General features: G+C 60.6%; 27 protein-coding genes and 11 tRNA genes. 8 read left to right on the top strand and 30 right to left on the bottom strand.

Features of this window, described 5'->3' with window-relative positions:
* Positions 1-12: 12 nt before the first annotated feature.
* The 24 genes from AC1IN8_RS20405 to ruvA all read right to left on the bottom strand — a co-directional run bounded on the left by AC1IN8_RS20405 (position 13) and on the right by ruvA (position 12,902).
* A tRNA-Lys gene (locus AC1IN8_RS20405) sits at positions 13-88 on the bottom strand.
* Between the two features lie 21 nt (positions 89-109).
* Positions 110-185, bottom strand: a tRNA-Val gene (locus AC1IN8_RS20400).
* Between the two features lie 18 nt (positions 186-203).
* Positions 204-279: transfer RNA gene (locus AC1IN8_RS20395), tRNA-Lys, on the bottom strand.
* A 21-nt stretch (positions 280-300) separates the two neighbouring features.
* A tRNA-Val gene (locus tag AC1IN8_RS20390) sits at positions 301-376 on the bottom strand.
* A gap of 18 nt (positions 377-394) precedes the next feature.
* Positions 395-470 (bottom strand) — tRNA-Lys (locus AC1IN8_RS20385).
* Positions 471-491: 21 nt separating this feature from the next.
* Positions 492-567: transfer RNA gene (locus AC1IN8_RS20380), tRNA-Val, on the bottom strand.
* Positions 568-589: 22 nt separating this feature from the next.
* Positions 590-665 (bottom strand) — tRNA-Lys (locus AC1IN8_RS20375).
* Positions 666-711: 46 nt separating this feature from the next.
* Positions 712-787 (bottom strand) — tRNA-Val (locus AC1IN8_RS20370).
* 22 nt (positions 788-809) lie between these two features.
* A tRNA-Lys gene (locus tag AC1IN8_RS20365) sits at positions 810-885 on the bottom strand.
* A gap of 46 nt (positions 886-931) precedes the next feature.
* Positions 932-1,007 (bottom strand) — tRNA-Val (locus AC1IN8_RS20360).
* A 32-nt stretch (positions 1,008-1,039) separates the two neighbouring features.
* A tRNA-Lys gene (locus tag AC1IN8_RS20355) sits at positions 1,040-1,115 on the bottom strand.
* A 174-nt stretch (positions 1,116-1,289) separates the two neighbouring features.
* Positions 1,290-2,096, bottom strand: a complete 807-nt coding sequence (gene ybgF, locus AC1IN8_RS20350) for a tol-pal system protein YbgF (RefSeq protein WP_319918050.1) — start codon at positions 2,094-2,096, stop codon at positions 1,290-1,292.
* A 158-nt stretch (positions 2,097-2,254) separates the two neighbouring features.
* On the bottom strand, positions 2,255-2,779 hold the full coding sequence (pal, locus tag AC1IN8_RS20345) for a peptidoglycan-associated lipoprotein Pal (RefSeq protein WP_005331552.1): 525 nt from the start codon (positions 2,777-2,779) through the stop codon (positions 2,255-2,257).
* Positions 2,780-2,829: 50 nt separating this feature from the next.
* Complete coding sequence (tolB, locus tag AC1IN8_RS20340) at positions 2,830-4,155, bottom strand: Tol-Pal system beta propeller repeat protein TolB (RefSeq protein ID WP_025325804.1); 1,326 nt, start codon at positions 4,153-4,155, stop codon at positions 2,830-2,832.
* Positions 4,156-4,248: 93 nt separating this feature from the next.
* On the bottom strand, positions 4,249-5,382 hold the full coding sequence (tolA, locus tag AC1IN8_RS20335) for a cell envelope integrity protein TolA (RefSeq protein ID WP_371166166.1): 1,134 nt from the start codon (positions 5,380-5,382) through the stop codon (positions 4,249-4,251).
* 5 nt (positions 5,383-5,387) lie between these two features.
* Entirely contained in the window at positions 5,388-5,834 is a 447-nt protein-coding gene (gene tolR / locus AC1IN8_RS20330; RefSeq protein WP_005331545.1) for a protein TolR, read from the bottom strand.
* A complete protein-coding gene (gene tolQ, locus AC1IN8_RS20325; RefSeq protein ID WP_025325802.1) occupies positions 5,835-6,524 on the bottom strand; it encodes a protein TolQ in 690 nt (229 codons plus the stop codon).
* Positions 6,514-6,921, bottom strand: a complete 408-nt coding sequence (ybgC, locus tag AC1IN8_RS20320) for a tol-pal system-associated acyl-CoA thioesterase (protein WP_479760392.1) — start codon at positions 6,919-6,921, stop codon at positions 6,514-6,516. The genes tolQ and ybgC overlap by 11 nt, the downstream gene beginning before the upstream one ends.
* 208 nt (positions 6,922-7,129) lie before the next feature.
* Positions 7,130-7,441 (bottom strand): cyd operon YbgE family protein, encoded by a 312-nt coding sequence (locus AC1IN8_RS20315; RefSeq protein ID WP_111913291.1) that lies wholly within the window; start codon positions 7,439-7,441, stop codon positions 7,130-7,132.
* Positions 7,428-7,544, bottom strand: a complete 117-nt coding sequence (gene cydX, locus AC1IN8_RS20310) for a cytochrome bd-I oxidase subunit CydX (protein WP_005331536.1) — start codon at positions 7,542-7,544, stop codon at positions 7,428-7,430. The genes AC1IN8_RS20315 and cydX overlap by 14 nt, the downstream gene beginning before the upstream one ends.
* A 14-nt stretch (positions 7,545-7,558) precedes the next feature.
* Positions 7,559-8,695, bottom strand: coding sequence for a cytochrome d ubiquinol oxidase subunit II (gene cydB / locus AC1IN8_RS20305; RefSeq protein ID WP_042650005.1), 1,137 nt, complete (start codon positions 8,693-8,695; stop codon positions 7,559-7,561).
* 12 nt (positions 8,696-8,707) lie between these two features.
* Complete coding sequence (cydA, locus tag AC1IN8_RS20300) at positions 8,708-10,264, bottom strand: cytochrome ubiquinol oxidase subunit I (protein WP_139439078.1); 1,557 nt, start codon at positions 10,262-10,264, stop codon at positions 8,708-8,710.
* A gap of 937 nt (positions 10,265-11,201) precedes the next feature.
* Positions 11,202-12,212, bottom strand: coding sequence for a Holliday junction branch migration DNA helicase RuvB (gene ruvB, locus AC1IN8_RS20295; RefSeq protein ID WP_043128861.1), 1,011 nt, complete (start codon positions 12,210-12,212; stop codon positions 11,202-11,204).
* A gap of 75 nt (positions 12,213-12,287) precedes the next feature.
* A complete protein-coding gene (gene ruvA / locus AC1IN8_RS20290) occupies positions 12,288-12,902 on the bottom strand; it encodes a Holliday junction branch migration protein RuvA (RefSeq protein WP_043128860.1) in 615 nt (204 codons plus the stop codon).
* Positions 12,903-13,158: 256 nt separating this feature from the next.
* Between ruvA and AC1IN8_RS20285 the strand changes: the two genes are divergently transcribed.
* Together AC1IN8_RS20285 and AC1IN8_RS20280 are read left to right on the top strand one after the other, a co-directional pair.
* The gene (locus AC1IN8_RS20285) at positions 13,159-14,883 is read left to right on the top strand and encodes a proline--tRNA ligase (RefSeq protein WP_479760390.1); all 1,725 of its coding nucleotides are present in this window, start codon (positions 13,159-13,161) and stop codon (positions 14,881-14,883) included.
* 196 nt (positions 14,884-15,079) lie between these two features.
* Positions 15,080-15,709, top strand: a complete 630-nt coding sequence (locus tag AC1IN8_RS20280; protein ID WP_479760388.1) for a 3'-5' exonuclease — start codon at positions 15,080-15,082, stop codon at positions 15,707-15,709.
* A 200-nt stretch (positions 15,710-15,909) separates the two neighbouring features.
* On the opposite strand, the gene AC1IN8_RS20275 is transcribed toward AC1IN8_RS20280, so the two are convergent.
* From AC1IN8_RS20275 to AC1IN8_RS20265, 3 genes are all read right to left on the bottom strand, one after another.
* Positions 15,910-16,590, bottom strand: coding sequence for an SDR family oxidoreductase (locus tag AC1IN8_RS20275; RefSeq protein WP_429110383.1), 681 nt, complete (start codon positions 16,588-16,590; stop codon positions 15,910-15,912).
* Positions 16,591-16,656: 66 nt separating this feature from the next.
* Complete coding sequence (locus tag AC1IN8_RS20270; protein WP_139439071.1) at positions 16,657-17,286, bottom strand: TIGR04219 family outer membrane beta-barrel protein; 630 nt, start codon at positions 17,284-17,286, stop codon at positions 16,657-16,659.
* Positions 17,287-17,378: 92 nt separating this feature from the next.
* Positions 17,379-17,819, bottom strand: a complete 441-nt coding sequence (locus tag AC1IN8_RS20265; RefSeq protein ID WP_479760386.1) for a copper chaperone PCu(A)C — start codon at positions 17,817-17,819, stop codon at positions 17,379-17,381.
* An 89-nt stretch (positions 17,820-17,908) separates the two neighbouring features.
* Between AC1IN8_RS20265 and AC1IN8_RS20260 the strand changes: the two genes are divergently transcribed.
* Positions 17,909-18,664, top strand: a complete 756-nt coding sequence (locus AC1IN8_RS20260; RefSeq protein WP_479760384.1) for an enoyl-CoA hydratase-related protein — start codon at positions 17,909-17,911, stop codon at positions 18,662-18,664.
* On the opposite strand, the gene AC1IN8_RS20255 is transcribed toward AC1IN8_RS20260, so the two are convergent.
* Positions 18,657-19,085 carry a DUF2753 family protein gene (locus AC1IN8_RS20255; protein WP_106884927.1) on the bottom strand — a complete coding sequence of 143 codons (429 nt, stop codon included), beginning with the start codon at positions 19,083-19,085 and terminating at the stop codon, positions 18,657-18,659. The two genes, AC1IN8_RS20260 and AC1IN8_RS20255, sit on opposite strands and share 8 nt — an antisense overlap.
* A 291-nt stretch (positions 19,086-19,376) precedes the next feature.
* On the opposite strand from AC1IN8_RS20255, the gene AC1IN8_RS20250 reads away from it, so the two are divergent.
* Positions 19,377-20,042 (top strand): CatB-related O-acetyltransferase, encoded by a 666-nt coding sequence (locus AC1IN8_RS20250; protein WP_479760382.1) that lies wholly within the window; start codon positions 19,377-19,379, stop codon positions 20,040-20,042.
* A gap of 35 nt (positions 20,043-20,077) precedes the next feature.
* Here AC1IN8_RS20250 and AC1IN8_RS20245 read toward each other — a convergent pair whose 3' ends face one another.
* Positions 20,078-20,785, bottom strand: a complete 708-nt coding sequence (locus AC1IN8_RS20245; RefSeq protein WP_139439063.1) for a ParB-like protein — start codon at positions 20,783-20,785, stop codon at positions 20,078-20,080.
* 174 nt (positions 20,786-20,959) lie between these two features.
* Between AC1IN8_RS20245 and AC1IN8_RS20240 the strand changes: the two genes are divergently transcribed.
* From AC1IN8_RS20240 to AC1IN8_RS20225, 4 genes are all read left to right on the top strand, one after another.
* Positions 20,960-22,564 (top strand): peptide ABC transporter substrate-binding protein, encoded by a 1,605-nt coding sequence (locus tag AC1IN8_RS20240; RefSeq protein WP_247627861.1) that lies wholly within the window; start codon positions 20,960-20,962, stop codon positions 22,562-22,564.
* A 108-nt stretch (positions 22,565-22,672) separates the two neighbouring features.
* Positions 22,673-22,972 (top strand): hypothetical protein, encoded by a 300-nt coding sequence (locus tag AC1IN8_RS20235; RefSeq protein WP_139439058.1) that lies wholly within the window; start codon positions 22,673-22,675, stop codon positions 22,970-22,972.
* Positions 22,973-23,139: 167 nt separating this feature from the next.
* Complete coding sequence (locus tag AC1IN8_RS20230) at positions 23,140-24,699, top strand: methyl-accepting chemotaxis protein (RefSeq protein WP_479760380.1); 1,560 nt, start codon at positions 23,140-23,142, stop codon at positions 24,697-24,699.
* Between the two features lie 150 nt (positions 24,700-24,849).
* On the top strand, positions 24,850-25,188 hold the full coding sequence (locus tag AC1IN8_RS20225) for a hypothetical protein (protein WP_479760375.1): 339 nt from the start codon (positions 24,850-24,852) through the stop codon (positions 25,186-25,188).
* Between the two features lie 60 nt (positions 25,189-25,248).
* Here AC1IN8_RS20225 and AC1IN8_RS20220 read toward each other — a convergent pair whose 3' ends face one another.
* Positions 25,249-26,469, bottom strand: coding sequence for a DEAD/DEAH box helicase (locus AC1IN8_RS20220; RefSeq protein ID WP_479760373.1), 1,221 nt, complete (start codon positions 26,467-26,469; stop codon positions 25,249-25,251).
* Positions 26,470-26,648 lie beyond the last annotated feature (179 nt).

The raw sequence follows: 26,648 nt of genomic DNA, 5'->3' as shown, positions 1-26,648 counted from the left end.
AAGACTGAATGATGGTGGGTCGTGCTGGATTCGAACCAGCGACCAATTGATTAAAAGTCAACTGCTCTACCGACTGAGCTAACGACCCATCTGTATCATTTTTAAAGCATGGTGGTCGTTACTGGGCTCGAACCAGTGACCCCCTCCTTGTAAGGGAGGTGCTCTCCCAGCTGAGCTAAACGACCTGGGGCAAGACTGAATGATGGTGGGTCGTGCTGGATTCGAACCAGCGACCAATTGATTAAAAGTCAACTGCTCTACCGACTGAGCTAACGACCCATCTGTATCATTTTTAAAGCATGGTGGTCGTTACTGGGCTCGAACCAGTGACCCCCTCCTTGTAAGGGAGGTGCTCTCCCAGCTGAGCTAAACGACCTGGGGCAAGACTGAATGATGGTGGGTCGTGCTGGATTCGAACCAGCGACCAATTGATTAAAAGTCAACTGCTCTACCGACTGAGCTAACGACCCATCTGTATCATTTTTAAAGCATGGTGGTCGTTACTGGGCTCGAACCAGTGACCCCCTCCTTGTAAGGGAGGTGCTCTCCCAGCTGAGCTAAACGACCTGGGATTCTCTGTGGTCAAGATTGGTGGGTCGTGTAGGGATCGAACCTACGACCAATTGATTAAGAGTCAACTGCTCTACCGACTGAGCTAACGACCCATCTTGAACCTGTCACCAACCGCATGTGGCGGACGGTGTTAAAACATGGTGGTCGTTACTGGGCTCGAACCAGTGACCCCCTCCTTGTAAGGGAGGTGCTCTCCCAGCTGAGCTAAACGACCTGGGATACTCTGTGGTCAAGATTGGTGGGTCGTGTAGGGATCGAACCTACGACCAATTGATTAAGAGTCAACTGCTCTACCGACTGAGCTAACGACCCATCTTGAACCTGTCACCGACCGCATGTGGCGGGCAATGTTAAATCATGGTGGTCGTTACTGGGCTCGAACCAGTGACCCCCTCCTTGTAAGGGAGGTGCTCTCCCAGCTGAGCTAAACGACCTGGGAATGCTGTCTTCACCCGTTGTGAAGAAATGGTGGGTCGTGCTGGATTCGAACCAGCGACCAATTGATTAAAAGTCAACTGCTCTACCGACTGAGCTAACGACCCTCACCACGACCAGTTCCGAGCGCACTGCTGCACCGGCTCTGACGGCGGCCTATATTACGGATTTATCATCCTGGCGCAATAGAAAAATCTTAAATTAAATCTGTTTGTTCACTGCGCATACAAAGCAGAGCCGTATTTACAAGACTGTTACGAAAACAGTGACATGCAGCAATGTTACAGCTTAGCCAGACTCTGTTCAGCTAGCTTGGCTGACGTGGTGTCGGGATAGCCCTTGATCACCTGCTCATAGAAGGCCTTGGCTTCCGCTTTCTTGCCGTCGAGCTGCGCCAGCATGCCCAGCTTCAGCAGGGCATCGGCCCGCTTGGGCGACTTGCTGTACTTGTTCGCCACAGTGGAGAACTGGCTGGCGGCACCGGCTCTGTCACCCTTGTTGAACATCAGCTGGCCGAGCCAGTAGTGCGCATTGGGAACATAGCTGGAGCTCGGGAACTGCTTGATGAACCCTTCGAAGGCAGGAATGGCCTTGTCGTAGTTCTTCTCCTTGAGCACCATGTTCACGGCGGCGTCATAGGCCTGGTTCTCGTCCTGATTGGTCGAGTAGTTGGCCGCGGCAGCGGGTGTCGTGGCGCCGGCTGCCGGGGTCGCGGGCGCTGCGGCGGCAGGCTGGCTGTTGGCCACCTTGTCGAGCTCCTGATAGAGCTGGCGCTGACGCTCTTGCGACTGCTCCATCTGGTAGGTCTGCTGCTCCAGCTGACCACGCAGTTCGGAGACCTCCCCTTGAAGGGAGTCGACCTGTTGCTGCAGCTCGGCCTGCAGGCGCAGACGGGCATTCAGGGTGCGCTCCAGCAGGGCAACCCTGTCTTCCAGGCTACCGGTAGGCACGATAGCGCCGTTGTTGCCGCTAAGGACAACCCCACCACCCGAGTCACCGCCCAGATCGCTGACAGGAGCCGCCGCATGCGCATTCAGAGCAACCAATACGGCCAGCGCAACAACAGCTTGCTTGTACACAGATTTCATTCGGATCAAACCTTAGCGTTTAGTGCAAATAAAACGGCCAGCGCCATAGTCGCTCGCTTATACAGATTTCATTCGGATCAAACCTTGGCGTTTAGTGCAAATAAAACGGCCATCGAAATGGCCGCTTGCATATAAACGAACTTCGTTCGGTTCAAACCTTAGTAAACCAGGACCGCACGGCGGTTTTTGGCAAAGGCGTCCTCGGTGTGGGACAGATCCAGCGGCTTCTCTTCGCCATAGCTGACGATGGAGAGCTGCTCGGCCTGCACACCCAGGGTTTGCAGATACTTGGCAACGGCCTTGGCACGACGCTCACCCAGGGCGATGTTGTATTCCGGAGTACCGCGCTCATCGGCGTGGCCTTCGATCAATACCTTGACGCTCGGACGCTCACGCAGGTAGCTGGCATGGGCATCCAGCAGGTCGGCGTACTGACCCTGAATGTCGTAACCATCGTACGGGAAGTAGATCACGTTATCGCGCTGCAGAGCTTCGAACTTCTGACGCATCTGCTCTTCCGGGGACAACATGCCGTTGGCGCCACCGGTTTGTACACCGCCCATGCCGTCGGTCATGCCAGACTCGGCGCCAGCGGCGTCGGAGTCGGAAGAAGAACTACAGGCAGCCAGGGTGAACAGTGGCAGTGCGATGGCCAGACCCTTGAGCAGTTTATTGAGTTGCATGCTATTTCCTTAAACCTTTATAACAAAACAAAAAACAATCGATTTTTTTATCAATTCAAGAAGGGCGACCAAGCTGGTGCACGAATTTCACCGCTACTGGTCGGAAGCACTGCCTTGAAGCGACCATCGGTCGACACCAACGCAAGACTCTTACGACCCTGATAGATGGTGGCATAAATGATCATGCTGCCATTGGGTGCCACACTTGGCGACTCGTCCAGAGCACTCTGGGTCAGTACCAACATGGCTCCGTTCTCCATATCCTGGCGAGCGATGCGATATTGTCCCTGAACCCGGGTCACCATCACCATGGACTTGCCGTCCGGCGTGATGGATGCCCCCTGGTTGGAATCCCCTTCCCAGGTCATCCGGCGAGTGACGCCAGTCGCCAAATTTACGCTATAAATCTGGGGTTTGCCACCACGTTCAGAGGTGAACAGCAAAGTTTGACCGTCCGGCATCCAGGAGGGTTCGGTGTCTATGGTACGGTTATTTGTGACTCGAGTGAGTTGCTTGCTAGCAACATCAACAACATAGAGATCAGGCTGCCCATCTTTGGACAAAACAATAGCCAAACGGCGACCATCTGGTGACCACTCGGGGGCACCGTTGATGCCGCGGAAACTGGTGATCAGGCTGCGTTGCTGGGTATAGATGTCCTGCACATAGATCTCGGACTTCTGGTTCTCGAAGCTCACATAGGCCAGCTTGCTGCCATCCGGCGACCAGGCCGGTGACATCAGCGGCTCGCGGGAGCGCAGCAGGGTCTTCTCGTTGTAGCCATCGTAATCTGAGATCCGCAGCTGGTACGGGAACTGGGTACCCTGCTGGACGGAGACATAGGCCAGACGGGTCAGGAAGGCACCACGCTCACCGGTCAGACGCTCGTAGACGATGTCGGAGATGCGGTGGGCGAACTGGCGCATCTGGGCACCCGGTATGGTCGCCATGCGGCTGTCGAGGATGTAGCCGTTCGCTTCGCCGCCCTGGGTTTTGGCCAGCTGGCCCTTCAGCACGTCGACCAGCTCGAAGTTGATCTTGTAGGTGCCATCACCGACCGCCGCGATGGAACCGACCACCACGGCCTCCACACCCTGGGACGCCCAGGGGGCGAAGTTGATCTCGCCGCTGGTGCTCGGGGTCTGCGGCATCTGGCCACGGGCCAGCGGCTTGAACTTGCCGCTGCGCATCAGGTCGTTGGAGACCACCTCTGCGATGTCCTGTGGCAGTTGACCATTGCCTTCCCACTTGAAGGGGGCGATGGCGATGGGGCGCGCACTGTCAATACCGCCGGTGATGACGATGTCCAAGGCCGCCTGAGCGCTCTGGCCTAGCAGAAGGCAGCCAACCAAAGCAAAAAACACTTTTCTTATCATGGCTTAAATACTCTGTTCCAATAAAAATGAGAGGTGAAATTCCTTTATCAGCAGATGCTGCCAACCACGGTCAATGACCCCGTTTTATCACGTCTAGATGCTAGGTTCTAACTTGAGGTTAAGTTCCTTCAACTGCTCGAATACCGCAGGATCCTTCGGCACCGGCAACTGATTCGCCTTCAGCACAGCCGCCTTGCCGGAGCGGCAGACCGCCGGGTCACCCTGGCCGTTGTCCACCGAGATGACGAAGCCGGTACTGGCCAATTTGACACCGATAGTACAGGTTTTGCCCCGCATGGTGGGATCCAAAATCATGTAGCGCTCGACCGTGGCGGCGATGAGGGCGGCATATTTCTGGGCTTCCCCCTGAGCCGCAGCCGATGCGGCCTGGCTGCGGGAACTGGCCTCGGCCTCCAGCTGCTGCTGCATCATGGCTTCCATCTCTTTCTGCAGCTTGGCCTCCTCGGCCGCCTTGCGTTTGCGCTCCGCCTCTATCTTGGCCTTCTTGTCAGCCTCGGCCTTCGCCTTCTTCTCTGCGTCAGCTTTTGCCTTCTTTGCGGCTTCATCTGCAGCCTTTTTCTCTGCCTCAGCCTTGGCCTTCTTCTCGGCTTCCGCCTTGGCTTTCTTCTCGGCCTCGGCCTTGGCCTTCTTGTCGGCTTCAGCCTTCTTGGCCGCATCCGCCTTCGCCTTGGCTTTCTCTTCGGCCTGCTTCTTCTCCAGCTCTTCTTTCTTTTTCTTGAGCGCCAGCGCCTTGGCGAGTTCCTCTTCCTGGCGCTTGGCTTCAGCCTGCTTGGTCTTCTGCGCCTCCAGCTTGCGGGCCTCCTCGGCCTTCTGGGCCTGCTCTTCCGCCTGCTTCTGCTCGGCTACCTTCTTCTGCTTCTCGGTCTCGGCCTTGCGGGTGGCCTCTTCGGCCTCCTTGCGCTTGGTCTCGGCGATGCGCAGACGCTCCTGCTCCTTCGCCAGCTCGCGCCGGGCCTGATCGGCGTCTTCCTTGTCCTTCTCTTTCTGCTGCTGGGCAGCCTTGGGCTGAGCTTTCTGCTGCTGGATCTGCTGTGCCTGTTGCTCCAGGAACTCGCTGTCCAGCATCACCGCATTGACGATCTGTCCCTTCGACTCGGGGCGCTTGGGCTTGCTGAAGTCGACCCCGACCAGCAGTATGATGCCGATGATCAGATGCAGCAGCAGCGACGCGACGAGATAACCGGAAATACCACGCTTCACATCCATCTCCGTCAGTTCACCGGATCCGTCATCAGGCCAACCTGAGGCACACCGGCTTTCTTGAGGGCCACCATCAGCAGGATCACCTCTTCGTAACGCACGGACTTGTCACCCGCCACCACCACGGGAGCGTTCTGGTTGATGGCCAGATAGCCCATGGCCTTCTCGGTGATGTATTGCTGCATCGCCTCGGGCGTGCCGCTTGGCACTGGTTCGTCATCCGCCTCACCGGCCTTGATGACGTACTCACCCTCGGTGTTGACGCTGACGATGAAGGGGGGCTTGGCGTCCTCGGGCAGTTGCTCGGACTCCGCCTGGGGCAGGTCCACCTTGACCCCTTGCGTGATCACCGGCGTCACCGCCATGAAGATGATGAGCAGCACCAGCATGACGTCGATATAGGGCACCACGTTGATCTCGGCGACCTTCTTGCGCCGGATCCGCTGATAGGTTTGCATTTACTTGTCACCCTGCTGCTGTGCAATCTGACGGTTCAGTATGGTGGTGAACTCGTCCATGAAGTTGGCGTAGGCGTTCTCCAGCTTCTCCACCTTGTTGGTGAATCTGTTATAGAAAATAACCGCGGGAATGGCCGCGAACAGACCCATGGCGGTGGCGATCAGCGCCTCCGCGATGCCCGGTGCCACCATCTGCAGGGTCGCCTGCTGCACCTGGCCCAGGGCGATAAAGGCGTTCATGATGCCCCATACGGTACCAAACAGGCCGATATAGGGGCTGATGGAGCCGACGGTCGCCAGCACTGGCAGGTTGGATTCCAGCTCGTCCACCGCACGGGACAGGGAGACGCGCATGGCGCGGTAAGTACCGTCCATCACCGCATCCTGGCCACGGGCACCGGCCTTGAGCAGGCGGGCATACTCCTTGAAGCCGGAATAGAAGATGTCTTCCATGCCTTCGATGTCATCGCGGCGGGAGGAAGACTCCTGATAGAGACGGTTGAGGTCGACGCCGGACCAGAATCTGTCTTCAAACTGCTCCGAGGCGAGGTTGGCCGCCTTGATCACCTTGGAACGCTGGATGATCAGCGCCCAGGAGACGACCGACATGCCCATCAGGGTCATCATGACCAGTTTCACCAGCAGGCTGGCTTGCCAGAACAGACCAATAAACGAAATTTCAGCGTGCACTTAACAGCACTCCCTTGATTTTTTCAGGTATTGCAACAGGTTTCATTTGCGGATGACTGACACAGGCAATCTGTACCATGGCCTGGGTGATCAGTCGTCCATCAGCCGCCAGGATCTGCTGTGAAAAGCGCATGGAAGCACGTTTCACTTCAGTCACTTGCGTCAATACGGTCAGCTGTTCATTGAAGCGGGCCGCGGAGCGGAAATCGATCTCGGTGCGACTCACCACGAAGGCGATCCCCGCCTGCAACAGGACATCTTGCTCGATGTCGCCGGCGCGCAGGAACTCGGTGCGAGCCCGTTCCATAAACTTGAGATAATTGGCGTTGTAGACGATGCCTCCGGCGTCTGTGTCTTCGTAGTAGACACGTACCGGAAACTCAGAGACTTCCCCCATAAAAATCTGTGATCCATTCGACAGTCAGATGGGGGGCTATCATAGCGCAGGGCTGAATAGGAAAGAAGCAGGGGGAGACAGGGAAATCCCATCTCCCCCTGTTTTTTATGGCAGGCAATAACGGCCGATCCGCCGGGGGCAAAACCACGGCCGCACTGCGGGGTACAAAAGCAGAGGGAGGCAGAAAATGTCTGGCCTCCCTCTGTGTTTATGGCAGGTAATAACCGCTGGTCAGCCAGAGCCCGTACAACAGGCTTGGCAAGGCGAGCCAGGGGAAAAACAGCAGGCGCCCGACCAGGCTGCGAGGGTGGAACCCCAGTCCGTGCATGACACCGCAGCAGACCGCCCACATCAGCCAGGGGGCCAGCCAGAGACCGTGGTCACTGGTGTTGGCGGCCACCAGATTCGGTGCCTGCAAGATGGCGACGCCCAGCAGGGCCGCCGCCAGCAACATCAGACCTTGCCATGGCTGGCGCTCCAGGGGAGCGGCCAGCCGGGCGAGCCTGTCACTTGTCTTCATCGATCTGACGATCCAGGTTCTCGGTGTGCTCCAGCCAGAGCGCATTGATGATCCCAAACGCACAGGCCAGCAACAGCCCCAGGATCCAGGTGAAATACCACATATCAGGGCACCTTCTTAGTAGAGCGATTGTTGGTTGTCTTCGATGTGCTTGTTGCTCACCCGGCCAAACATCTTGATGTAGGTCCAGATGGTGTAAGCCAGCACTGTCGGTACGAAGACGACTGCGACTACCGTCATCACCTTGAGGGTGTTGAAGGAGGCGGTGGCATCCCACATGGTCAGGCTCTGGGACGGCTCCAGGCTGGAGGGCATCACGAACGGGAACATGGAGAAGCCCGCGGTCAGTATGATGCCGGCAATGGCCAGGGAGGAGAACAGGAACGCCATCCAGCCCTTGCCCAGCTTGGCCGCAAGCGCGGTCAGCAGGCTCATCACCAGACCCAGCACGGGGGCGGCAATCATCCAGGGGTAGAGGTTGTAGTTCTGCATCCAGGCACCGGCCTGCACCACCACTTCCTTGTGAAGCGGGTTGGTGACGGCGTCGGTGGCGACGGCGCCCACTATCACATAGCCATCCATGCCGCTCACCCAGACACCGGCCAGGGCAAACAGCACCAGGGTCAGCAGGGAGAAGATCATGGCGGCGGTGCGGGAGCGGGCCAGCACTTCACCTTCGGTCTTCATCATCAGCCAGGCAGCGCCCTGGGTCACTATCATGAACAGGCTCACCAGACCGGCCAGCAGACCGAACGGGTTGAGCAGGCCGAAGAAGTTGCCGTGGTAGGTCAGCATCAGGAACTGGTTGAAGCTGAAGGGAACCCCTTGCAGCAGGTTGCCGAAGGCCACCCCGAAGATGACGGGGGGAATGGCACTACCGGCGAACAGCGCCCAGTCCCAGCTGGTGCGCCACTGGGCGCCTTCCTGCAGGGAGCGGTACTTGAAGCCGACCGGACGGAAGAAGAGCGCCATCAGGGTCAGGATCATGGCGATGTAGAAGCCGGAGAAGGCCGCCGCATAGACCATGGGCCAGGCCGCGAACAGGGCACCGCCCGCGGTGACCAGCCAGACCTGGTTGCCTTCCCAGTGCGGCCCCATGGTGTTGAGCATCACCCGACGCTCCACATCCTTCTTGCCGACGAAGGGGAGCAGGGCACCGACCCCCATATCGAAGCCGTCGGTGATGGCGAAGCCGATCAGCAGCACGCCGACCAGCACCCACCAGACCAGACGCAACATTTCGTAATCAAACATGGGTTACTCTCCTTATGCCTTGCTCTGTTCGAAGTGGTACTTGCCCGTCTTCAGGCTGCTTGGGCCCAGACGCGCATACTTGAACATCAGGTACATCTCGATGATCAGCAGTACGGTGTAGAACAGGCAGATCCCGATCAGGGAGAACCAGATCTCGGACGCAGGGATATTGGATGCGGAGACTGAGGTCGGCAGCATCTCGGCGATGGTCCAGGGTTGGCGACCGTACTCGGCGACAAACCAGCCTGCCTCGATGGCGATCCAGGGCAGCGGGATGCCGTACAGCAGCGCCTTGAGCAACCACTTGCGCTCACCGATCTTGTGGCGAGTGCTGTCATAGAAGGCCAGACCGATCAGCACCAGCATCAACATGCCGCAGGCAACCATGATGCGGAAGGCGAAGAACAGCGGCAGCACCTGTGGGATGGAGTCATCCACGGCGGCCTTGATCTGATCGTCGGTGGCGTCGGTCACGTTGGCGGTGTAACGCTTGAGCAGCAGACCGTAGCCCAGATCCTGCTTCACCTCGTCGAAGCGAGCGCGGGTCTCGTCTGACTTGTCGCCGGATTGCAGCTTGGTCAGCAGATCGTAGGCGGTCATGCCGCTGCGCACGCGCACTTCATGCTCGCTCTTCAGATCCTTGAGACCGGTCACCTGACCGTCCAGGGAACGGGTCGCTATGATGCCGAGGGCATAAGGGATCTTGATGGCGTAGTCGGTGCGCATCTCTTCCTGGTTCGGAATGCCGAACAGGGTGAAGGACGCGGGGGCCGGCTCGGTGTTCCACTCTGCCTCGATGGCCGCCAGTTTCACCTTCTGCACTTCCCCGGTCTCGTAGCCGGACTCGTCACCCAGCACCAGCACGGAGAGGATGGAGGCCATGCCGAACGCGGCCGCGATGGCGAAGGAGCGACGGGCGAAGGCCACATCACGATTCTTCAGCAGGTAGTAGGAGGAGATGCCCAGCACGAACATGGCGCCCGTGGTGTAGCCCGCCGCCACTGTGTGGACGAACTTGACCTGCGCCACCGGGTTGAACACCAGATCGGCGAAGCTCACCATCTCCATGCGCATGGATTCGAAGTTGAACTCGGCGCCGACCGGGTTCTGCATCCAGCCGTTGGCGACCAGGATCCAGAGGGCGGAGAGGTTGGTCCCGAGTGCCATCAGCCAGGTTGCCGCCAGATGCTGGCGCTTGCTGAGGCGATCCCAACCGAAGAAGAACATGCCGACGAAGGTGGACTCCAGGAAGAAGGCCATCAAGCCTTCGATGGCCAGCGGGGCCCCGAAGATATCGCCGACATAGTGGGAGTAGTAAGCCCAGTTGGTACCGAACTGAAACTCCATGGTGAGCCCGGTGGTAACCCCAAGGGCAAAGTTGATACCAAACAACTTGCCCCAGAACTTGGTCATGTCCCGGTACACTGTGTTGTTGGTCATCACATAGACAGACTCCATGATCGCCAGGAGGAAGGCCATTCCCAGCGTCAGGGGTACAAACAGGAAGTGATAAAGGGCCGTCGCAGCGAATTGGAACCGCGATAGGTCTACCACATGCTCAGCAATCATGATGTTTCCTCACCGATTATTGGCACGGCTATTTTAAGTTTTAAGGACAAAGCTTCCATTGGAAGTCCCCGAATGGTCGATCACCCCTCGCGGACTGACCGGATTCGACTGCCACCACATTAACAACAAGGCAATATAGAGGAACAAAAAAAGCTAATGTTTAACATCTGGTAAACATTAACTGCAGTTCTATTCTCGCCTATAATGATGGCTGTTTTATATCATCTTTATTTGATTGAAATCAATGTAAACCCATCATCAATACATGCCTTTTCAAGGCAACTTACAAGCCGTTTCCCATTAATTTTGGGAGCTTGCTCACAAAAAACATTAAACCGTAAATACTTGATTTAAATCAATTTTAACTCTCGTCAAAATAGTTTCAATTCTGTTAAACAAATAGACGAGATGAGCAGGCAAGCCCTTATCAATCCGATATTTCAAGAATGGTGCAGGCCATCATGAAATCAATTTAAAACCAACAAAAACACATGTTTATGCGGATAGAGTCATCTCGCAAAGTCATTAATTTATCTAATCCGAAACACATAGATTTTCTTGTTTGTCCGGCCCGGCAAGAGCTCCTACAATGCGCCTCGCAGTGAGGGCACACCTCTGGATACAGGCCGGTCATTCCGGGTTCCCGGTACGTATTCGATGAACATTTCGAACCTGTTTGTTGGGATTAATGATGAAAAAGTTTGTTGCCAAGACCATCCGTTACTACAAGCTTTCGTTCGTTCAACTCTATCAAATGAACCGACTCTGAGGCCTCGCGACGGCTCCTTTGTTTTTTCCCGACCGGTCTGCAGACGCACTCACTGTCTGTGAACATCCATCCTGAATTGTCTTTGCCCACCGCATCCGCCGTGGGCTTTTTTTTGCCCGGATAATAAAAAACCGCCCTTGGGGCGGTTTGTCGTTCAAAAGGCTGCTTTTACTGCTCATCTGGCCGTTGCAGGCCAAAGTGCGCATAAGCTCTCGGTGTCGCGATCCGCCCTCTGGGTGTACGTTGCAGATAGCCTTGCTGGATCAGATAAGGCTCCAGCACGTCCTCTATGGTGTCCTTCTCTTCCCCTATGGCGGCGGCCAGGTTGTCGAGCCCCACGGGCCCCCCCATAAACTTGTCGATGACGGCCAACAATAGCTTGCGGTCCATGAAGTCGAACCCCTCGTTGTCCACATCCAGCATGTCCATGGCGCGGGCCGCTATGGGTCCATCAATGCGACCATCGGATTTCACCTGGGCGAAATCCCGCACCCGTCTTAACAGACGGTTAGCAATCCGCGGGGTTCCCCGGGAGCGGCGAGCCACCTCCAGCGCCCCGTCCCCCGACATGTCGAGCCCGAGGCAGCGGGCGCTGCGGGAGACGATGTCGGTGAGATCCTTGACGTTGTAGAACTCTAGGCGCTGGACTATCCCGAAGCGGTCACGCAACGGGCTGGTCAGGGAGCCCGCCCGGGTGGTGGCCCCGATCAGGGTGAAGGGAGGGAGATCGAGCTTGATGGAGCGGGCGGCAGGCCCCTCTCCTATCATGATGTCGAGCTGGTAATCCTCCATGGCCGGATAGAGCACCTCCTCCACCACGGGGCTGAGGCGGTGGATTTCGTCGATGAACAATACATCGTTCGGTTCGAGGTTGGTGAGCAGGGCGGCGAGATCGCCGGCCTTCTCCAGCACCGGGCCCGAGGTGGTCTTGATGTTGACCCCCATCTCGTTGGCCACGATATTCGCGAGCGTGGTCTTGCCAAGCCCGGGCGGGCCGAAGATCAGCAGATGATCGAGGGCCTCCCCGCGCTGGCGGGCGGCCTCGATGAAGATCTCCATCTGGTCGCAGACGTGATCCTGCCCGGTGTAATCCGCCAGCTTCCTGGGCCGGATGGCCCTATCGATGACCTCGTCCTCGCGGGCGGCACCGGCCGAGATGAGACGATCCGCTTCAATCATGCACTACCTCACGCTCTGCATCCCCGCGGTCACAGTCCAGTGACCCGGGATGGTCCGCTTGCTTCATTGTCATCCTCACACCAGGCTGCGCAGGGATTCACGGATGATGGCTTCCACCGACATGCCCTCGCTGGCCACCTTGGCCACGATCTGGCTCGCCTGCTGCGGCTTGTAACCGAGCGCCACCAGGGCGCTGGCCGCCTCTTCGCTGGCATCGGGGGCGCGCAGCTGGCTCTCCTGGGCGGGCAGGCTGATGGCGGCAGGGGAGAAGAGATCGTGGCTGACCCAGCCCTTGAGGCGGTCTTTCATCTCCACCACCAGCCGCTCGGCGGTCTTCTTGCCCACACCGGGCAACTTGACCAGGGAGCTTATCTCCTCGCGCTCGACGCTCATCACGAACTGGGTGGCCGTCATGCCGGAGAGGATGGCCAGCGCCAGCTTGGGGCCGACCCCGTTGGTCTTGATCAGCTCGCGAAACAGCGCCCGCTCCTGCTTGTGGTTGAAGCCATAGAGCAGCTGGGCATCTTCGCGCACCACGAAGTGGGTGTGAATGACAGCTTCCTTCCCCAGTTCCGGCAGATCATAGAAGCAGCTCATGGGCATGTGCACTTCATAGCCCAGGCCCCCCACTTCGATCAGCACCTCAGGGGGTTGTTTCTCGATGATGACGCCTCTCAAGCGACCGATCATGTTCTCTTCCTCGCCACGCAGACTCTTGCAAATTGGGTCATAGCATAAAGAATAACTGGATAAGTATCCAGCATAGGCCTTGTCCCGCGATCTGCCGCTCCCCCTCCCCTGCCCGGGGGGACAAGGCCTGCGCCAGCGCGGCCCTTCCCCCCTGCCTGGCTGAATTTAGCCCTTGGGCCACGGGGCTCGGCCTGTTAAAATTCCGCACTTGAAATTTTCCAGGGCCAAGGGCCCGAACTAGCGAAGGTCTACCGCGATGCGTACCAGCCAATATCTGCTTTCCACTCTCAAGGAAACCCCCTCCGACGCTGAAGTCATCAGCCACCAGCTGATGCTGCGCGCCGGCATGATCCGTAAACTGGCCTCCGGCATGTATGCCTGGCTGCCAACCGGTCTGCGGGTACTGAAAAAGATCGAGAACATTGTTCGCGAAGAGATGAACAATGCTGGTGCCATCGAAGTTTCCATGCCGGTGGTGCAACCCGCCGAGCTGTGGCAGGAGTCCGGCCGCTGGGATGACTACGGCCCCGAGCTGTGCCGCCTGACCGACCGTCACAACCGTCCCTTCGTGCTGGGCCCGACCCACGAAGAGGTGATCACCGCCCTGGTCCGTTACGAAGTGAACAGCTACAAGCAGCTGCCGCTGAATCTGTACCAGATCCAGACCAAGTTCCGCGACGAGGTGCGTCCCCGTTTCGGCGTGATGCGCGGCCGCGAGTTCCTGATGAAGGATGCCTACTCCTTCCACATCGACAAGGCCTCGCTGATCGAGACCTACGAGAAGATGCACGCAGCCTACTGCGCCGCCTTCACCCGCATGGGGCTGAACTTCCGCCCGGTGCAGGCCGACACCGGCTCCATCGGTGGCACCGGCTCCCACGAATTCCAGGTGCTGGCCGAGAGCGGTGAAGACCTGATCGCCTTCTCCGATACATCAGATTACGCCGCCAACATCGAGATGGCCGAAGCGTTGGCACCAGCCGGTGAGCGCGCCGCCGCCACCGCAGCCCTGACCAAGGTTGCCACCCCGGCCGTTCACACCATCGACGAGGTTGCCGCTTTCCTGGCCGTGGCGCCGACCGCCATCGCCAAGACCCTGCTGGTACTGGCCGAAGCGGACGAGCACGGCAAGCAGGCGGTCATCGCCCTGGTACTGCGTGGCGACCACGAGCTGAACGAAATCAAGGCCGAGAAGCTGCCGGGTGTTGCCAACCCGCTCACCTTCGCCAACGACGAGCAGATTAAAGCTGCCGCCGGTTGCGATGCAGGCTCCATAGGCCCGGTCGGCTTTGCCGGTCGCATCATCGTCGATCGCAGCGCCGCCCATCTGAGCGATTTTGTTTGCGGCGCCAACGAGACCGGCTTCCACCTGACCGGTGCCAACTGGGATCGCGATATCGCTACCTATGAAGTTGCCGACCTGCGCAACGTGGTGGAAGGCGACCCCAGCCCCTGCGGCCAGGGCAAGCTGCTGCTCAAGCGCGGCATCGAAGTGGGCCACATCTTCCAGCTGGGTACCAAGTACTCCGAAGCCATGAAGGCGAGCGTGCTGAACGAGGGCGGCAAGTCCGTCACCATGGAGATGGGTTGCTACGGTATCGGGGTTTCCCGCCTGGTGGCCGCCGCCATCGAGCAGAACAACGACCAGTACGGCATCATCTGGCCGGAGGCCATAGCCCCGTTCGAAGTGGCAATCGTGCCGATGAACATGCACAAGTCCGAGCGCGTGGCCGAGCAGGCGCAGCAGTTCTACGCCGAGCTGAAGGCCGCCGGTGTGGACGTCCTGTTCGACGACCGCAAGGAGCGTCCGGGCGTGATGTTCGCCGACATGGAGCTGATCGGTGTGCCGCACGCCATCGTCATCGGCGATCGCGGTCTGGACAACGGCGTGGTGGAGTACAAGTGCCGCCGCACCGGCGAGAAGCAGGAAGTGGCGATCAAAGACATCATCGCCATGCTCAAGGCCAAGCTGGGTCGCTGATAACCGCCGACACCACCTTTCGCTTTTCATAAGAAAGCCCCGAGTGCCACGGCACTCGGGGCTTTTTATATGGCTTTCAGCCATGATGCACAAAAATGCGTCTCCAGCGTGAACCAATGAGATAACTGTATTGCCCTGTACACGGCACGGCTGATTTCCTAGACTGACGCTCTTTACCCAGCTTGCCCGAGAAGTTATGTCCATCGCCTCAGCCAATACCGTTGTCGTGCTCGACTTCGAGACCACAGGGCTTTCACCCGGACAAGGGGATAGAGCCATCGAGATCGGTGCCGTCAGAATCAAGGATGGCCATATCAGTGAGCGTTTCTCGGCATTGATGAATCCGGGCTTCAACGTGAGCAGCTTCATCGAGCAATATACCGGGATCAGCAATGCCATGCTGAAACAGGCTCCCCCCTGCAACGAGGTGATGGCGGATTTCGTCGACTTTATCGGTGATGACAATCTGGTCGCCCACAACGCCTCCTTCGACAAGCGCTTTCTGGATGCGGAAATAGAGCGATTGCCGGCGCAATACTGCGGGCAGTTCGCCTGTTCCCTGCTGCTGTCGAGGCGCCTGTTTCCCGATGCCCCGGATCACAAGCTAGGTACCCTGGTGCAATACCGGTGCCTGCCCAATGACGGGGTGTTTCACCGCGCCCTGGCGGATGCCGAGGTGACGGCCCACCTCTGGCTTGCTTTGTTGGAAGAGCTGGCGTGTCGATATGGCATTATCGACCCGGATTTTGAATTGCTGCTGACCCTTGGCAAGAAGCCAAAACAGGTGATCCCATCCTTCCTGCGGGAATATGCGGCTCGGAAATAATATGTGCCGACATGCATCATCACTCATTCATGCCATGTCGGCATTAAATTTACCCGCCTTCAAATCCATGATGGCCCGGCGTAAAGACAGGCAGGCAAGAAGATAATTTAGCACTGCACATCAATGAAAAAAGCGCGCCTGATGGCGCGCTTTTTATTTCTGTGTGCCCCGACGATGGCAACCGGATGAAGAAGCCCGCCTCAGGCGTTGCGACCGATAAAGAGATCGGTCACGTGGCAGCTGCTTCTCGCCTCCAGCGCGTCGAGCATGTAGGCCGCCGCATCTTCCGGAGTCATGAAGCCGCTCGGGTCCACATGATCCGAGTTGTCCCAGAATTCGCTGCGGATCCCGCTCGGGTAGAGGTTCACCAGCCGCAGGGGCGAGCCTTTCAGCTCGGCTCGCAGGGACTCCAGAAAGCCGCGCATCCCCCATTTGGAGGCGCAGTAGAGGCTCTCGTTGGCCTTGCCGGTCTGGGCCGCGGAGGAGAGCACATTGGCCAGCACCCCGCCTTGTTCGCCGATGAGGCGTACCGTCTGCTGGGCCACCAGTATGGTGGAGACGAGATTGCTCTCCACCACCCGGCGCACCTGCTCGGCGGTGTAGACACCGACAGGGCCGAATTCCCCGACGCCGGCACAGTGGATCACGAGGGAAGGCAAACCGCCCCAGGCCACGGCGGCACCGAAGGCCATCTCCACCTCTTCGTGGTGGGACAGATCGGCGGCGATGCCGACCACGGCGCTGCCGAGCCGCTGTTCCTGCTCCTGCAACTTGTGATAACGGCGCCCCATCATGGAGACCCGATGACCGCGCTCAACCAGTCCGATTGTCAGAGCGCGCCCAAGGCCGGAACCCGCGCCAGTCACTATGATATGGCCCATTATCTCTCCTTCCTCACCCTTGCCCGTCAAACACGTCCGGGTGGCCCATCGCCACCCTTCGGCAGATTAGAAGGTGAATTCGCCACCGATGAACCAGCCGTCGATGCTCTGGTCGACACGGTCGAAGTCCATCTCGGCCTCACGCCAGCCGGCACGGATCTTGAGCGGCACTGTGGAGAACTTGTAGGAACCACCCAGACGGTAGTCATAGTTGTCCGCATCCTGCACGCGCAGATCACCAAAGGCGGCAAAGCCGGTACCCGGGATGCGCACTTCACCACCGGTGTAAGCCATCAGCACGTCCTTGTCGTAGGAGTAGTGCTGGGTGTTGAAGTCGCCATCGTAGCGACGACCGGTCAGACCCAGATCGAGCTGGAACAGGTCGTTGTTCATCAGGCGGTAGTAGAGGCTCAGATCATAGGCCAGCAGATCGTTGCTGAAGGAGCCGCCGCTGGTGCTGAAATCGGACATCTCGAACTTGGCGTTCGGCAGCAGGAAGATGCCGTGCTCCAGTTGCAGGTAGCCGCTCCAGTTGTAGTTGTCGTCATAGCTGCCATCGGCACCGACACCGCTGACCTGGCCGCTCCCCTGGGAGTTCCACATATCGGCACCCGCCGCGAAACGCCAGTCATCGGCGGCCATGGCTGCATGGCTGAACAGGGCAATCAGGCTGCCGGCAATCAGGGTCTTCTTCATTACATAGCTCCATTATGGACTGGAAAGACCATCATTTTACCCGGTGAGCAAGGAATACCTAGAGTAAAAAGCTGAACAAGCGTCCATTAATGTCAGTGCTGCATGCCCTTCATCGGCTCGACCGGCTTCACCGGCAGACTCAGGCTCAGGGTCTGACCATCGTCCAGGGTCAGGGTCAGGGGGAAGGGCCTGTCCTCAGAGAGATCCCGCACCTCGAACAGCATGATGTGGAGGCTGCCGGGTTTGAGGACGGCTTCCCCCCTGGCCGGGATTTCGATGCTCTCCACCTGGCGCATCTTCATGACGCCGTTCTCGTGCAGATGGGTGTGCAGCTCGGCACGGCCCGCGTCAGGGGAGGTAGCAGCAGTCAGGATCACCGGCTTGTCCGCGTCATTCTTGAGCACCATGAAGGCCGCCGTGTTGGGCGAACCCGGGGGGAGCAGGCGCACATAACCGTCGACGGCCTCGACCTTGGCCAGCGCGGGGGCGGCCAGGAGCAGGGCCAGGCTGGAATAAAACGCACGTTTAAACATGGTTGAAATCCTTTTATGATGTTGTTAAACGAAGCGAAGCTTACCCCTATGGCAAGCTTTTGGCAGCCCCCGAACACAAGGATTCAGACATGGCCCTCACAATTCTGGCCGAGCAGCAGGATGGCTTGCTCCTCCTGACCCTCAACCGGCCGGACAAGCGCAATGCCCTCAACACAGAGATGTACCTGGCCCTCACCGAGGCCTTTCAGCAGGCCGCCCAGGACGAGAGCGTGCATGTGGTGTTGCTGCAAGGGCAGCAGGAGTGCTTCACCGCGGGCAATGATCTCGCGGACTTCATGGGCAAGAGCAGTCTGGACGCGGATGACCCCATCCTGCAGTTCCTCCACACCCTGGCCGACTTCCCCAAGCCGGTGATCGCCGCCGTAGGCGGCCCGGCGGTGGGCATAGGCACCACCCTGCTGCTGCACTGCGATCTGGTCTATCTGGGGGAGAACGCCCGGCTGCAACTGCCCTTCGTCGAGCTGGGGCTGGTGCCGGAGTTTGCCTCAAGCCTCTTGCTGCCCCGCGCCGTGGGGCACCTCAAGGCGGCGGAGCTGCTGTTGCTGGCCGAAGCCATCGATGCCGACGAGGCGCTGCGGCTAGGGCTCGCCAACCGGGTGCTGGCGGTGGAGGAATTGCTCCCCTTCGCCCGCGAGCAGGGGCTGAAGCTCGCGGCCAAAGCCCCCAAGGCACTGCAAAAGAGCAAGGCGCTGCTCAAGCAGGAACTCAGACAGGCGGTGCATTTCGTCATCGATCTGGAGGCCCGCGCCTTCTCCCTCGCCCTGCAAGGGGAGGAAGCCCAGAGCCGCATCGCACGGCGGCTCGGGCGCACAACCGCTAGTTGAGGCGAAAGCGCCCTATCAACTCGCAGCCCTGCACCTTGTCCTGCACCTGGATCAACCTGGCGATCTCGGGGTTGGGGTGACGCTTCAAGAAGGAGAGCAGGGCGGCGCGGCAGCAGCCCAGCTCGCTGATGAGGGACTCGCACTCCCGGTTCGGGCACTGGGGCACCAGGGCGGTGACCAGCTCGGAGGCGAGCTTGAGGTAGCGCAGCTCATAGGCGGGCTCCTCCATGGCGCGCCAGAAGTCGGCCATCCGGTGACAGGTGGCGACCCGCATGCTGGCCAGTTCGTCCAGATCCCCGGACGCCAGCTCATACACCTCCCCCAGGGCCTGCTGATAGAGGCAGATGGCCGTGCCCAGTGCCCCCATGCCCAGGGCATTCTCCGCCTCCAGCATGTAACGCTGCCAGTTCTGATTCGTCATTGTCCTCTCTCCTGCCGATACGAGTGGAGCCTGTATCATGGCTAATCGAGAATAAATATCAACCAGACCCTTTGTGCAGGTTTTGACCAGCAGAGCCCCTCTGCTTGGCATTGCCCTCCCCATCCCTTACCATCTGACCTCTTCTGTCGGGAACCCCTCCTCATGCAACGACCCCGTTCATCCCAGGCGCTGGGCTGCTCCACCCTGTGCGTGCCCCGCCTGCTGGTCTGGATCCATTAGCTGCGCCAATCCGCGCATCCAATACCTATCCATTCAACGAGGAACACAGCCATGACCCTCTGCCAGCATTGGTCGCAGGTCGAGTACCTGCACCTGACGGTGACCAATCCCAACATCTGCCTCAAGGGGCGACACAGCTACTACTCGGGCGCCTGGGATGGCCCCTTCGAAGAGGAGGCCGTGCGCTACCTGCACGGCGACCGCTGGAGCCGCTCAGCCGACACCGGCTGGGGCCCCATCTGGCACATAGACAGGCTCCATCTCGGCGACTATGTGCAAATCGCCGCCGGGGTGAAGATCATCATGGGGGGCAACCACACCCACAACACCGACTTCATCAGCACCTATCCGTTTGCCGAAGTGGCGGTGCTCAAGCGCAGCTACAGACCCGCCGGTGATACCCGCATCGGCAATGACGTCTGGATCGGCATGGAGGCCATGATCATGCCGGGGGTCACCATAGTGGATGGCGCCATCATAGCGGCCCGGGCCCTGGTCAATCAGGATGTGCCGCCCTATGCCATGGTGGCGGGTACCCCGGCCAGGGTGGTGCGGATGCGCTTTGGCGACGACGAGATTGCCCGGTTGCAGGCGCTCGCCTGGTGGGATTGGCCGGATGACAAGGTGCAGGCCCTGCTGCCGCTGATCCAGCAAGGAGAGGTGGCCCTGCTGGAACAGGCCGCCGCCCGCTGGCAAGGTGCCGGTCAGGGAGAGTGACGAGGGGCGCCTGGGCGCCCCTTCCTGATCCCGCGTCAGCTGCCGCTGCGTGGCGGGTTGAGGCGGCACTGCTTGCCGGGATAGCCGGGCAGGGCACTGGCCTTGCTGTTGCAGGCCAGGCGCTTGGCCTCGGCGAGGCGATCCGCCAGATTGGCGGCATTGACCGGCTGCCAGGCCATCTGCTGGCCGAGCCAGCTGGCCCAGGCGAACTCGACGAAGTAGACCTGATCCTGCTTGCTGAAGTAGCCCGCATCCTGCAGCAGGCCCGCCAGGGTGCGGTAGGGATAGTCCGGCAGCTCGCCGATATGGCCGGGCAGCTGTTCCGGGGTGAGCGGCTGACCCCGCTCATCCTTGAGCCAGGCCCAGTGGTTGTTCTGCATCTGGCTCCAGAAACTGGCCCTGTCCTGCAAGCGGGCGATCACCTTGACCCTCACCGCCTTCACCCCCTGTTGCCACAGCGCCTTGGTCAGGTGGTGCCTGTCCACCAGCCAGTAGCCGCCATCGGGGGCGATGACCACGGGTATCTCTTTCTTTTTCATCAGCTTGTCGAGCTGCTTCTCGCTCTTGTCCGCCAGCTCTGCCACTGTGGTATCGACCTGCAACTGCCCCACCCCGCCCTGAGTCGGATGCAGTTGATCTATGCTCACCTCGCACCAGCTCCCCACCTGGCTGGTCTGCTCGCAAGGGGCCAGTGCCCAGGCCCCCTGGCTCAGCACACAGGCCAATAACATCCATACTCTCATCGCTTGCTCCTCTTGCCCGCTCTCGGGGCGGGCGTACATAGGGTTGTCGTCCCGGATATCATGGGACTCACTCTGGCGGTCTGACCAGCAAAGGGGATATCATGATTCCCCGTCTGCCGGCGATGAATTCTCGCCGAGTTTTCTCCTCGCTTCACACAATTTGAAGGATTCGCCATGAAAGGATGGAGCCCCCTGCTGGCCCTGCTGGGCTGTGTCTGTGCCCAGGCCGCCGATGTGCCGGCCGGCACCCAACTCGCCGCCGAACAGGCCGTCGTGCGTCATCTCAAGGACGAACCGACCAGCCTGAGCCCGCTCAAACTGGTCGGTCTGCCCGAGCTGCAAGTGCTCAGAGACCTCTATGAGGGGCTCTTGACCCAGGGGGCGGACGGCAAGGTGCTGCCCGGTGTGGCCGCGAGCTGGGATAACGAGGGGAACCAGAGATTCACCTTCCACCTGAGGCCGGATGCCCGCTGGTCCAACGGGGATCCGGTGCGCGCCAGCGATTTCGTCTACGGCTGGCGCAAGCTGGTGGATCCCAAGGAGGCGGCCACCTTCGCCTGGTTTGCCCAGCTGGCCCATTTCGACAAGGTGGACGAGATAGTCGAGGGCAAGCTGCCTCCCGAGGCGCTCGGGGTGCAAGCCCTGGATGAGCACACCCTGCAGGTGACCCTCTCCCAGCCGGTGCCCTACTTCCTGAGCCTGCTGACCCACCCCAGCCTCTCCCCCCTGCACAGGGCCAGCATGGAGCAATACGGCAACCAGTGGACCCAGCCGGGCAAGCTGGTGGGCAACGGCGCCTTCGTGCTGAGCCACAGGGTGGTGAACGAGAAGCTGGAGCTGACCCCTAACCCCTATTACTGGGATCGCGCCCATACGGTGCTGACCCGGGTCACCTTCGTCCCCATCAATCAGGAGAGTGCCGCCACCAACCGCTATCTGGCGGGGGATCTGCACATCACCGAGTCCTTCCCCAAGGAGCAGTACCACAAGCTGATGAAGCAGATCCCGGGGGAGGTCTATACCCCGGAGCAGCTCGGCACCTATTACTACGCCTTCAACACCCAGCGGGCCCCCCTGAACGACGTGCGGGTGCGTCAGGCGCTCTCCTACACCATCGACCGGGCGCTCATCGCCGACAAGGTGCTGGGCACAGGGGAAAAACCCGCCTACCACTTCACACCGGATGTGACCGCAGGGTTCGTCCCCAAGCCCAACCTGCTCTCCACCAGCAGCCAGCAGGCGCTGGACGAGAAGGCCAAGGCGCTGCTGAAGGAGGCGGGCTATGGCCCGGACAAGCCCCTCAAGCTCACCCTGCTCTACAACACGGCTGAAATTCACAAGAAGATGGCGCTGGCCATCGCCAACCTCTGGAAGCAGAAGCTGGGGGCCCGGGTCGAACTCACCAATCAGGAGTGGAAGACCTACCTCGACAGCCGCCAGAGCGGCCAGTTCGAGGTGATCCGCTCCTCCTGGGTCGCCGATTACAACGATCCTTCCGCCTTCCTCGGTCTGTGGGGATCCCACCACAGCGGCAACATGGCCCGCTTCGCCAACCCCGGTTACGACGCCCTGCTGACCCGGGCGGCCAGCAGCCAGGATCCCGCCGAGCGGGCACGCCTGTTCGATGAGGCCGAGACCATATTGCAGGAGGAGGCGCCCATCGCCCCCATCTACCAGTACACCAACGCCCGTCTGATCAAGCCCTGGCTCAGGGGCTATCCCATCAACAACCCGGAAGACGTGGCCTACAGCCGCCAGCTCTACCTCGTCAAGCACTGATCCCTCGGGGCCAGCCCGGCTGGCCCCCTCTTCCCGCTGTACCCATTCAAGTTCCCGGCATAAAATGCCGCCTCTCTTCGTCCATCAGCCCGTTAGATAGATCTCCCTATGCCTTGTCTGCTCCTGCTTGCCCTGTTGTTTGCTCTCCCCGCCAAGGCCGCCGATGAAAGCCAATGCCGCCAGGCCTTCCTCGAATGGATGCTGAGCCAGCAGAAACAGTTCAGCGATCGCAAGGCCAGCAAGATGGAGCGGCGCAACGCCGAGCGAGCCATCGATCAGGCCCGTGACGAGTTCGCCAAACAGGAGAGCTTCTGCCAGGCCATGGCCTGGGTCTCCCGCGACCAGAGCCAGGATCCCCGCTTCAAGCCCCGGACGGGGGAGATCCACGACTTCACCCCCCGCAGTTGACCCCGCCCCGACGTCGCCCTTCATCTACTCCTTTTTTCAGTCGTCATAGTGTTGATTTATTGACCCAAGCCAAGATAACCACTTGGGTCGCCCCTACAATGAAGCCGTAACGACAACACACAATAAAAACAAATTTATCAGTTACTTGGCTCATTCAGGATGCGCACATGACCACTACCCGGCAAGAAGGGGAGATCCGTTTCCCCGATCACATATCATTGATTTCGACCACGGACCCCAGCAGCCACATCACCTATGCCAACCAGCACTTCTGCGACGTGGCCGGCTACAGCGCCACCGAGATGGAAGGGGTTCCCCACAACCTGGTACGCCATCCGGACATGCCCAGGGCCGCCTTCGCCGACATGTGGCAGCGGCTGCAGCAAGGCAAGAGCTGGATGGGACTGGTGAAGAACCGTGCCAAGAGCGGCCAGTTCTACTGGGTCAATGCCTATGTCACCCCCATCCTCAACGAACGGCAGCAGATCATCGAATACCAGTCGGTGCGCACCCGCCCGCAGGATCATGACATCGCCTGGGCGGAGCGGCTCTATGCCCGGATCCGGGCGGGCAAGGCGCTGCCCTGGCAGAGTCGCTTCACCCTGGAGCCGGGGCAACTCGGCCTGCTGCTCTCGGGCACCGCCCTGGTCGGCATGGGGGCCAGCCTGATGACGGGTCAGGCCGCCTGGGGTGGCCTCACCCTGCTCTGCCTGCTGGCCCAGATGGGGCATGGCTGGCATCTGCAACGGCGGCTGGCCCGGCTGCTGGCCATGGCGGGGGAGGAGCTGGGCACGCCCCTCTGTCAGGTGCTTTATGCCAGACGTCAGGACAGCCTGGCGGCCATCGAGCTCTTGCTGCGCATGAAGAAGGCCGAGCTCAGGGCCGTGGTGGGGCGCAGCGCCGACACCAACCAGCAGATACTGCAGGCGGCGGAGGATGACAGGGGGCATATCCAGACCATAGACACCCACCTGCAGCAGCAGCGGGCCCAGAGCGAACAGCTGGCCGCCGCCATCACCCAGATGAGCCAGTCAATCCGCGATGTGGCCGACAACGCCCACCAGGCCAACGCCCTGGTGAGCGAGGTGCAGCAGGTGTCAGCCAGCGGCCAGCAGGCGCTGGCGACCACCCGCGCCTCGGTCAACCGACTCCACCAGGAGCTGGACGCCAGTCAGGGGGTGTTGGCGCGCCTGACCCAGGACAGCCAGAAGATCAGCGGCATCCTGGAGGTGATCGGGCAGATTGCGGATCAGACCAACCTGCTTTCCCTCAATGCGGCCATAGAGGCGGCCCGGGCCGGCGAGCAGGGGCGCGGCTTTGCTGTGGTGGCCGACGAGATCCGGGCGCTGGCCCAGAAGACCCGCAGCTCCACCGGCGAGATCAGCGACATGATAGGGGCGCTGCAGCAGAGCACCCGGCAACTCTCAGATGGCATGACCCAGGGGGCCCAGACCTCCGCCCTCTGCCAGCAGCACATGGGCGCCACCGCCGAGGTGCTCGACCAGATCAACCAGATGCTGACCCAGGTGACCCACACCAGCGACGAGATAGCCCAGGCCGTCAGCCAGCAGGCGGACGTGACCAGCACCCTGGATCAGGGCATTCACCAGATCCACCAGTTGGCCAGCCACACCGCCGACAACAGCAGGCAGGCCCTCGATGGCATCACCCTGCTGGTGGAGCGGCTGCAAAACCTCTCCCGCCTGATCAATCAGTTCCACGACTGAGCTTGCCCCCGTGTAGCAAGGCGCGTCTGCGGACGCGCTGCCCTTTCCCCTCCCGACGCGCCGCAGACCCCCTTCATCTTCTTGTCACGAAAACCCAGGTAAATGGATCCCGTTCCCCAGCTCCCGGCGAGCCTCGACAAGGATCCCATGATGCCCAAGCCTCTCGGTTATGCCGCCCTGCTGAGCCTGTTGCTGCTGCTCCATCTGACCTGGCAGGAGCCCTCTTCCGGCGGGCCAGGGCAAGGGTGGGAAGATGCGTTGCGGGGCAGCCTGAGCCGCCACCTTGCGCGGGCCGAGGCCAGCATGAACCTGGCGCTGTGGCTGCCAGCGGAGCAGGGGGCCCGATATCAGCAGCAGTTGGCCGAGCTGGAGCAGCAGTTGGCGGCAAGCCGGGACACCATGGGCGCCGCACGCTGGCAGCAGCACAGGGCGACGGTGCTCGGTCAGTGGCGACGCGACTTCTTCGGCCAGGAGCAGGCCCAGCGCTGAGTGACCCCCATGAGCCGGGTTCATTGTCGGCTCAGGAGTCATGGAAGAGGAGAGGTTGCGTCAGGCCTTACCCTTGAACTGCTTGACGCTGCGCTTGGCCTGGGTGCGGCGGTTGGCCTGCTTGTCCCGGGGGGCCCGCTTGCCCTCCCCGCTCGCAGGCTGGTCGGTGACCGGGAAGCCCTCAAGCTCCTCCAGCGGCAGCGCGCGACCGGTCAGGGTACGGATCGCCGCAAGCGTCTCGGCCTCCCCGTGGCAGACCAGGGAGAGGGCGAGGCCTTTCTGCCCGGCACGGGCGGTGCGACCGATGCGGTGCACATAGACGGGGGCATTGGCAGGCAGATCCAGGTTGATCACCACCGGCAGCGCCTCCACGTGGATGCCCCGCGCCATCAGATCCGTGGCCACCAGCACCCGCACCTTGCCCCCCTTGAAATCGGCAAGCGCCTGCTCCCGCGCCCCTTGATCCTTCTCGCCGTGCAGGGCCGCCACCGCGATCCCCGCCTTGGCGAGTTTTCTGGCCACGGCGTCGGCATCGTCCCTGGCGCTGATAAACACCAGCACCTGGGACCACGCCTGCCCCTTGAGCAGGCTGATGAGCGCAGGCACCTTGCTGCTCTTGTTGACCAGATGGAGCCGCTCCTCGATGTCGTCGGCCACGCTGTTGCGAGGATCCGCCTCCACCCGCACCGGCGCGTTCAGCAGGCCGATGGCCAGGGTCTCGAGCTCGGGGGGCAGGGTGGCGGAGAAGAGCAGGGTCTGCCGCTCGGTCGGCATGGCATTCATCAGCCACTGGATATCGGGCCAGAAGCCCATCTCAAGCAGGCGATCCGCCTCATCCAGCACCAGGGTGCGCAGGTGGCTCAGTCCCAGCAGCCGCTGGGCCAGCAAGTCCCGCAGTCGCCCCGGGGTCGCCACCAGCAGTTGCGGCCCCAGGGCCAGCTCGGCCTGTTGCTGCTCCTGGGCCACCCCGCCGCACAGGGTCAGGACACGCGACCCCAGCGCCTCGGCCATCCCTTGCAGCGCCGCGCTCACCTGGGTCGCCAGCTCCCGGGTCGGCACCAGCACCAGCCCCTGCACCCGGTCGGATGCCGCGTCCAGCCCCTGCAGCAGTGGCAGGCCGAATGCCAGTGTCTTGCCGCTGCCGGTCCGGGCCAGGGCCAGCAGATCCTGGCCCGCCAATGCCGCCGGAATGGCGAGTTGCTGGATGCGGGTCGGGGTGTGCAGCTCGGCAGGCAAGGCGGCCAGCAGAGCGGGATCGAGGTGGAGTTCGTTAAAGGTCATGGGGCTACGCGGCAGGAAGAAGTGGGAGGCGAAGTCTAGCCAGCCTGACCCCATAAGTAAAAGGCCGGTGAGAAGAAGCAGGGGGATATGGGCCGGCGAGTCTGATCACCTCAACCTTGGGGGTCACTGCGCCCGCAATAAAAACGGCCTGCATCGGCAGGCCGTCGGCAATCAGTGCA

The sequence above is a fragment of the Aeromonas sp. 130281 genome (assembly GCF_056642115.1).
This window is presented reverse-complemented; position numbering and strand designations above follow the sequence as displayed.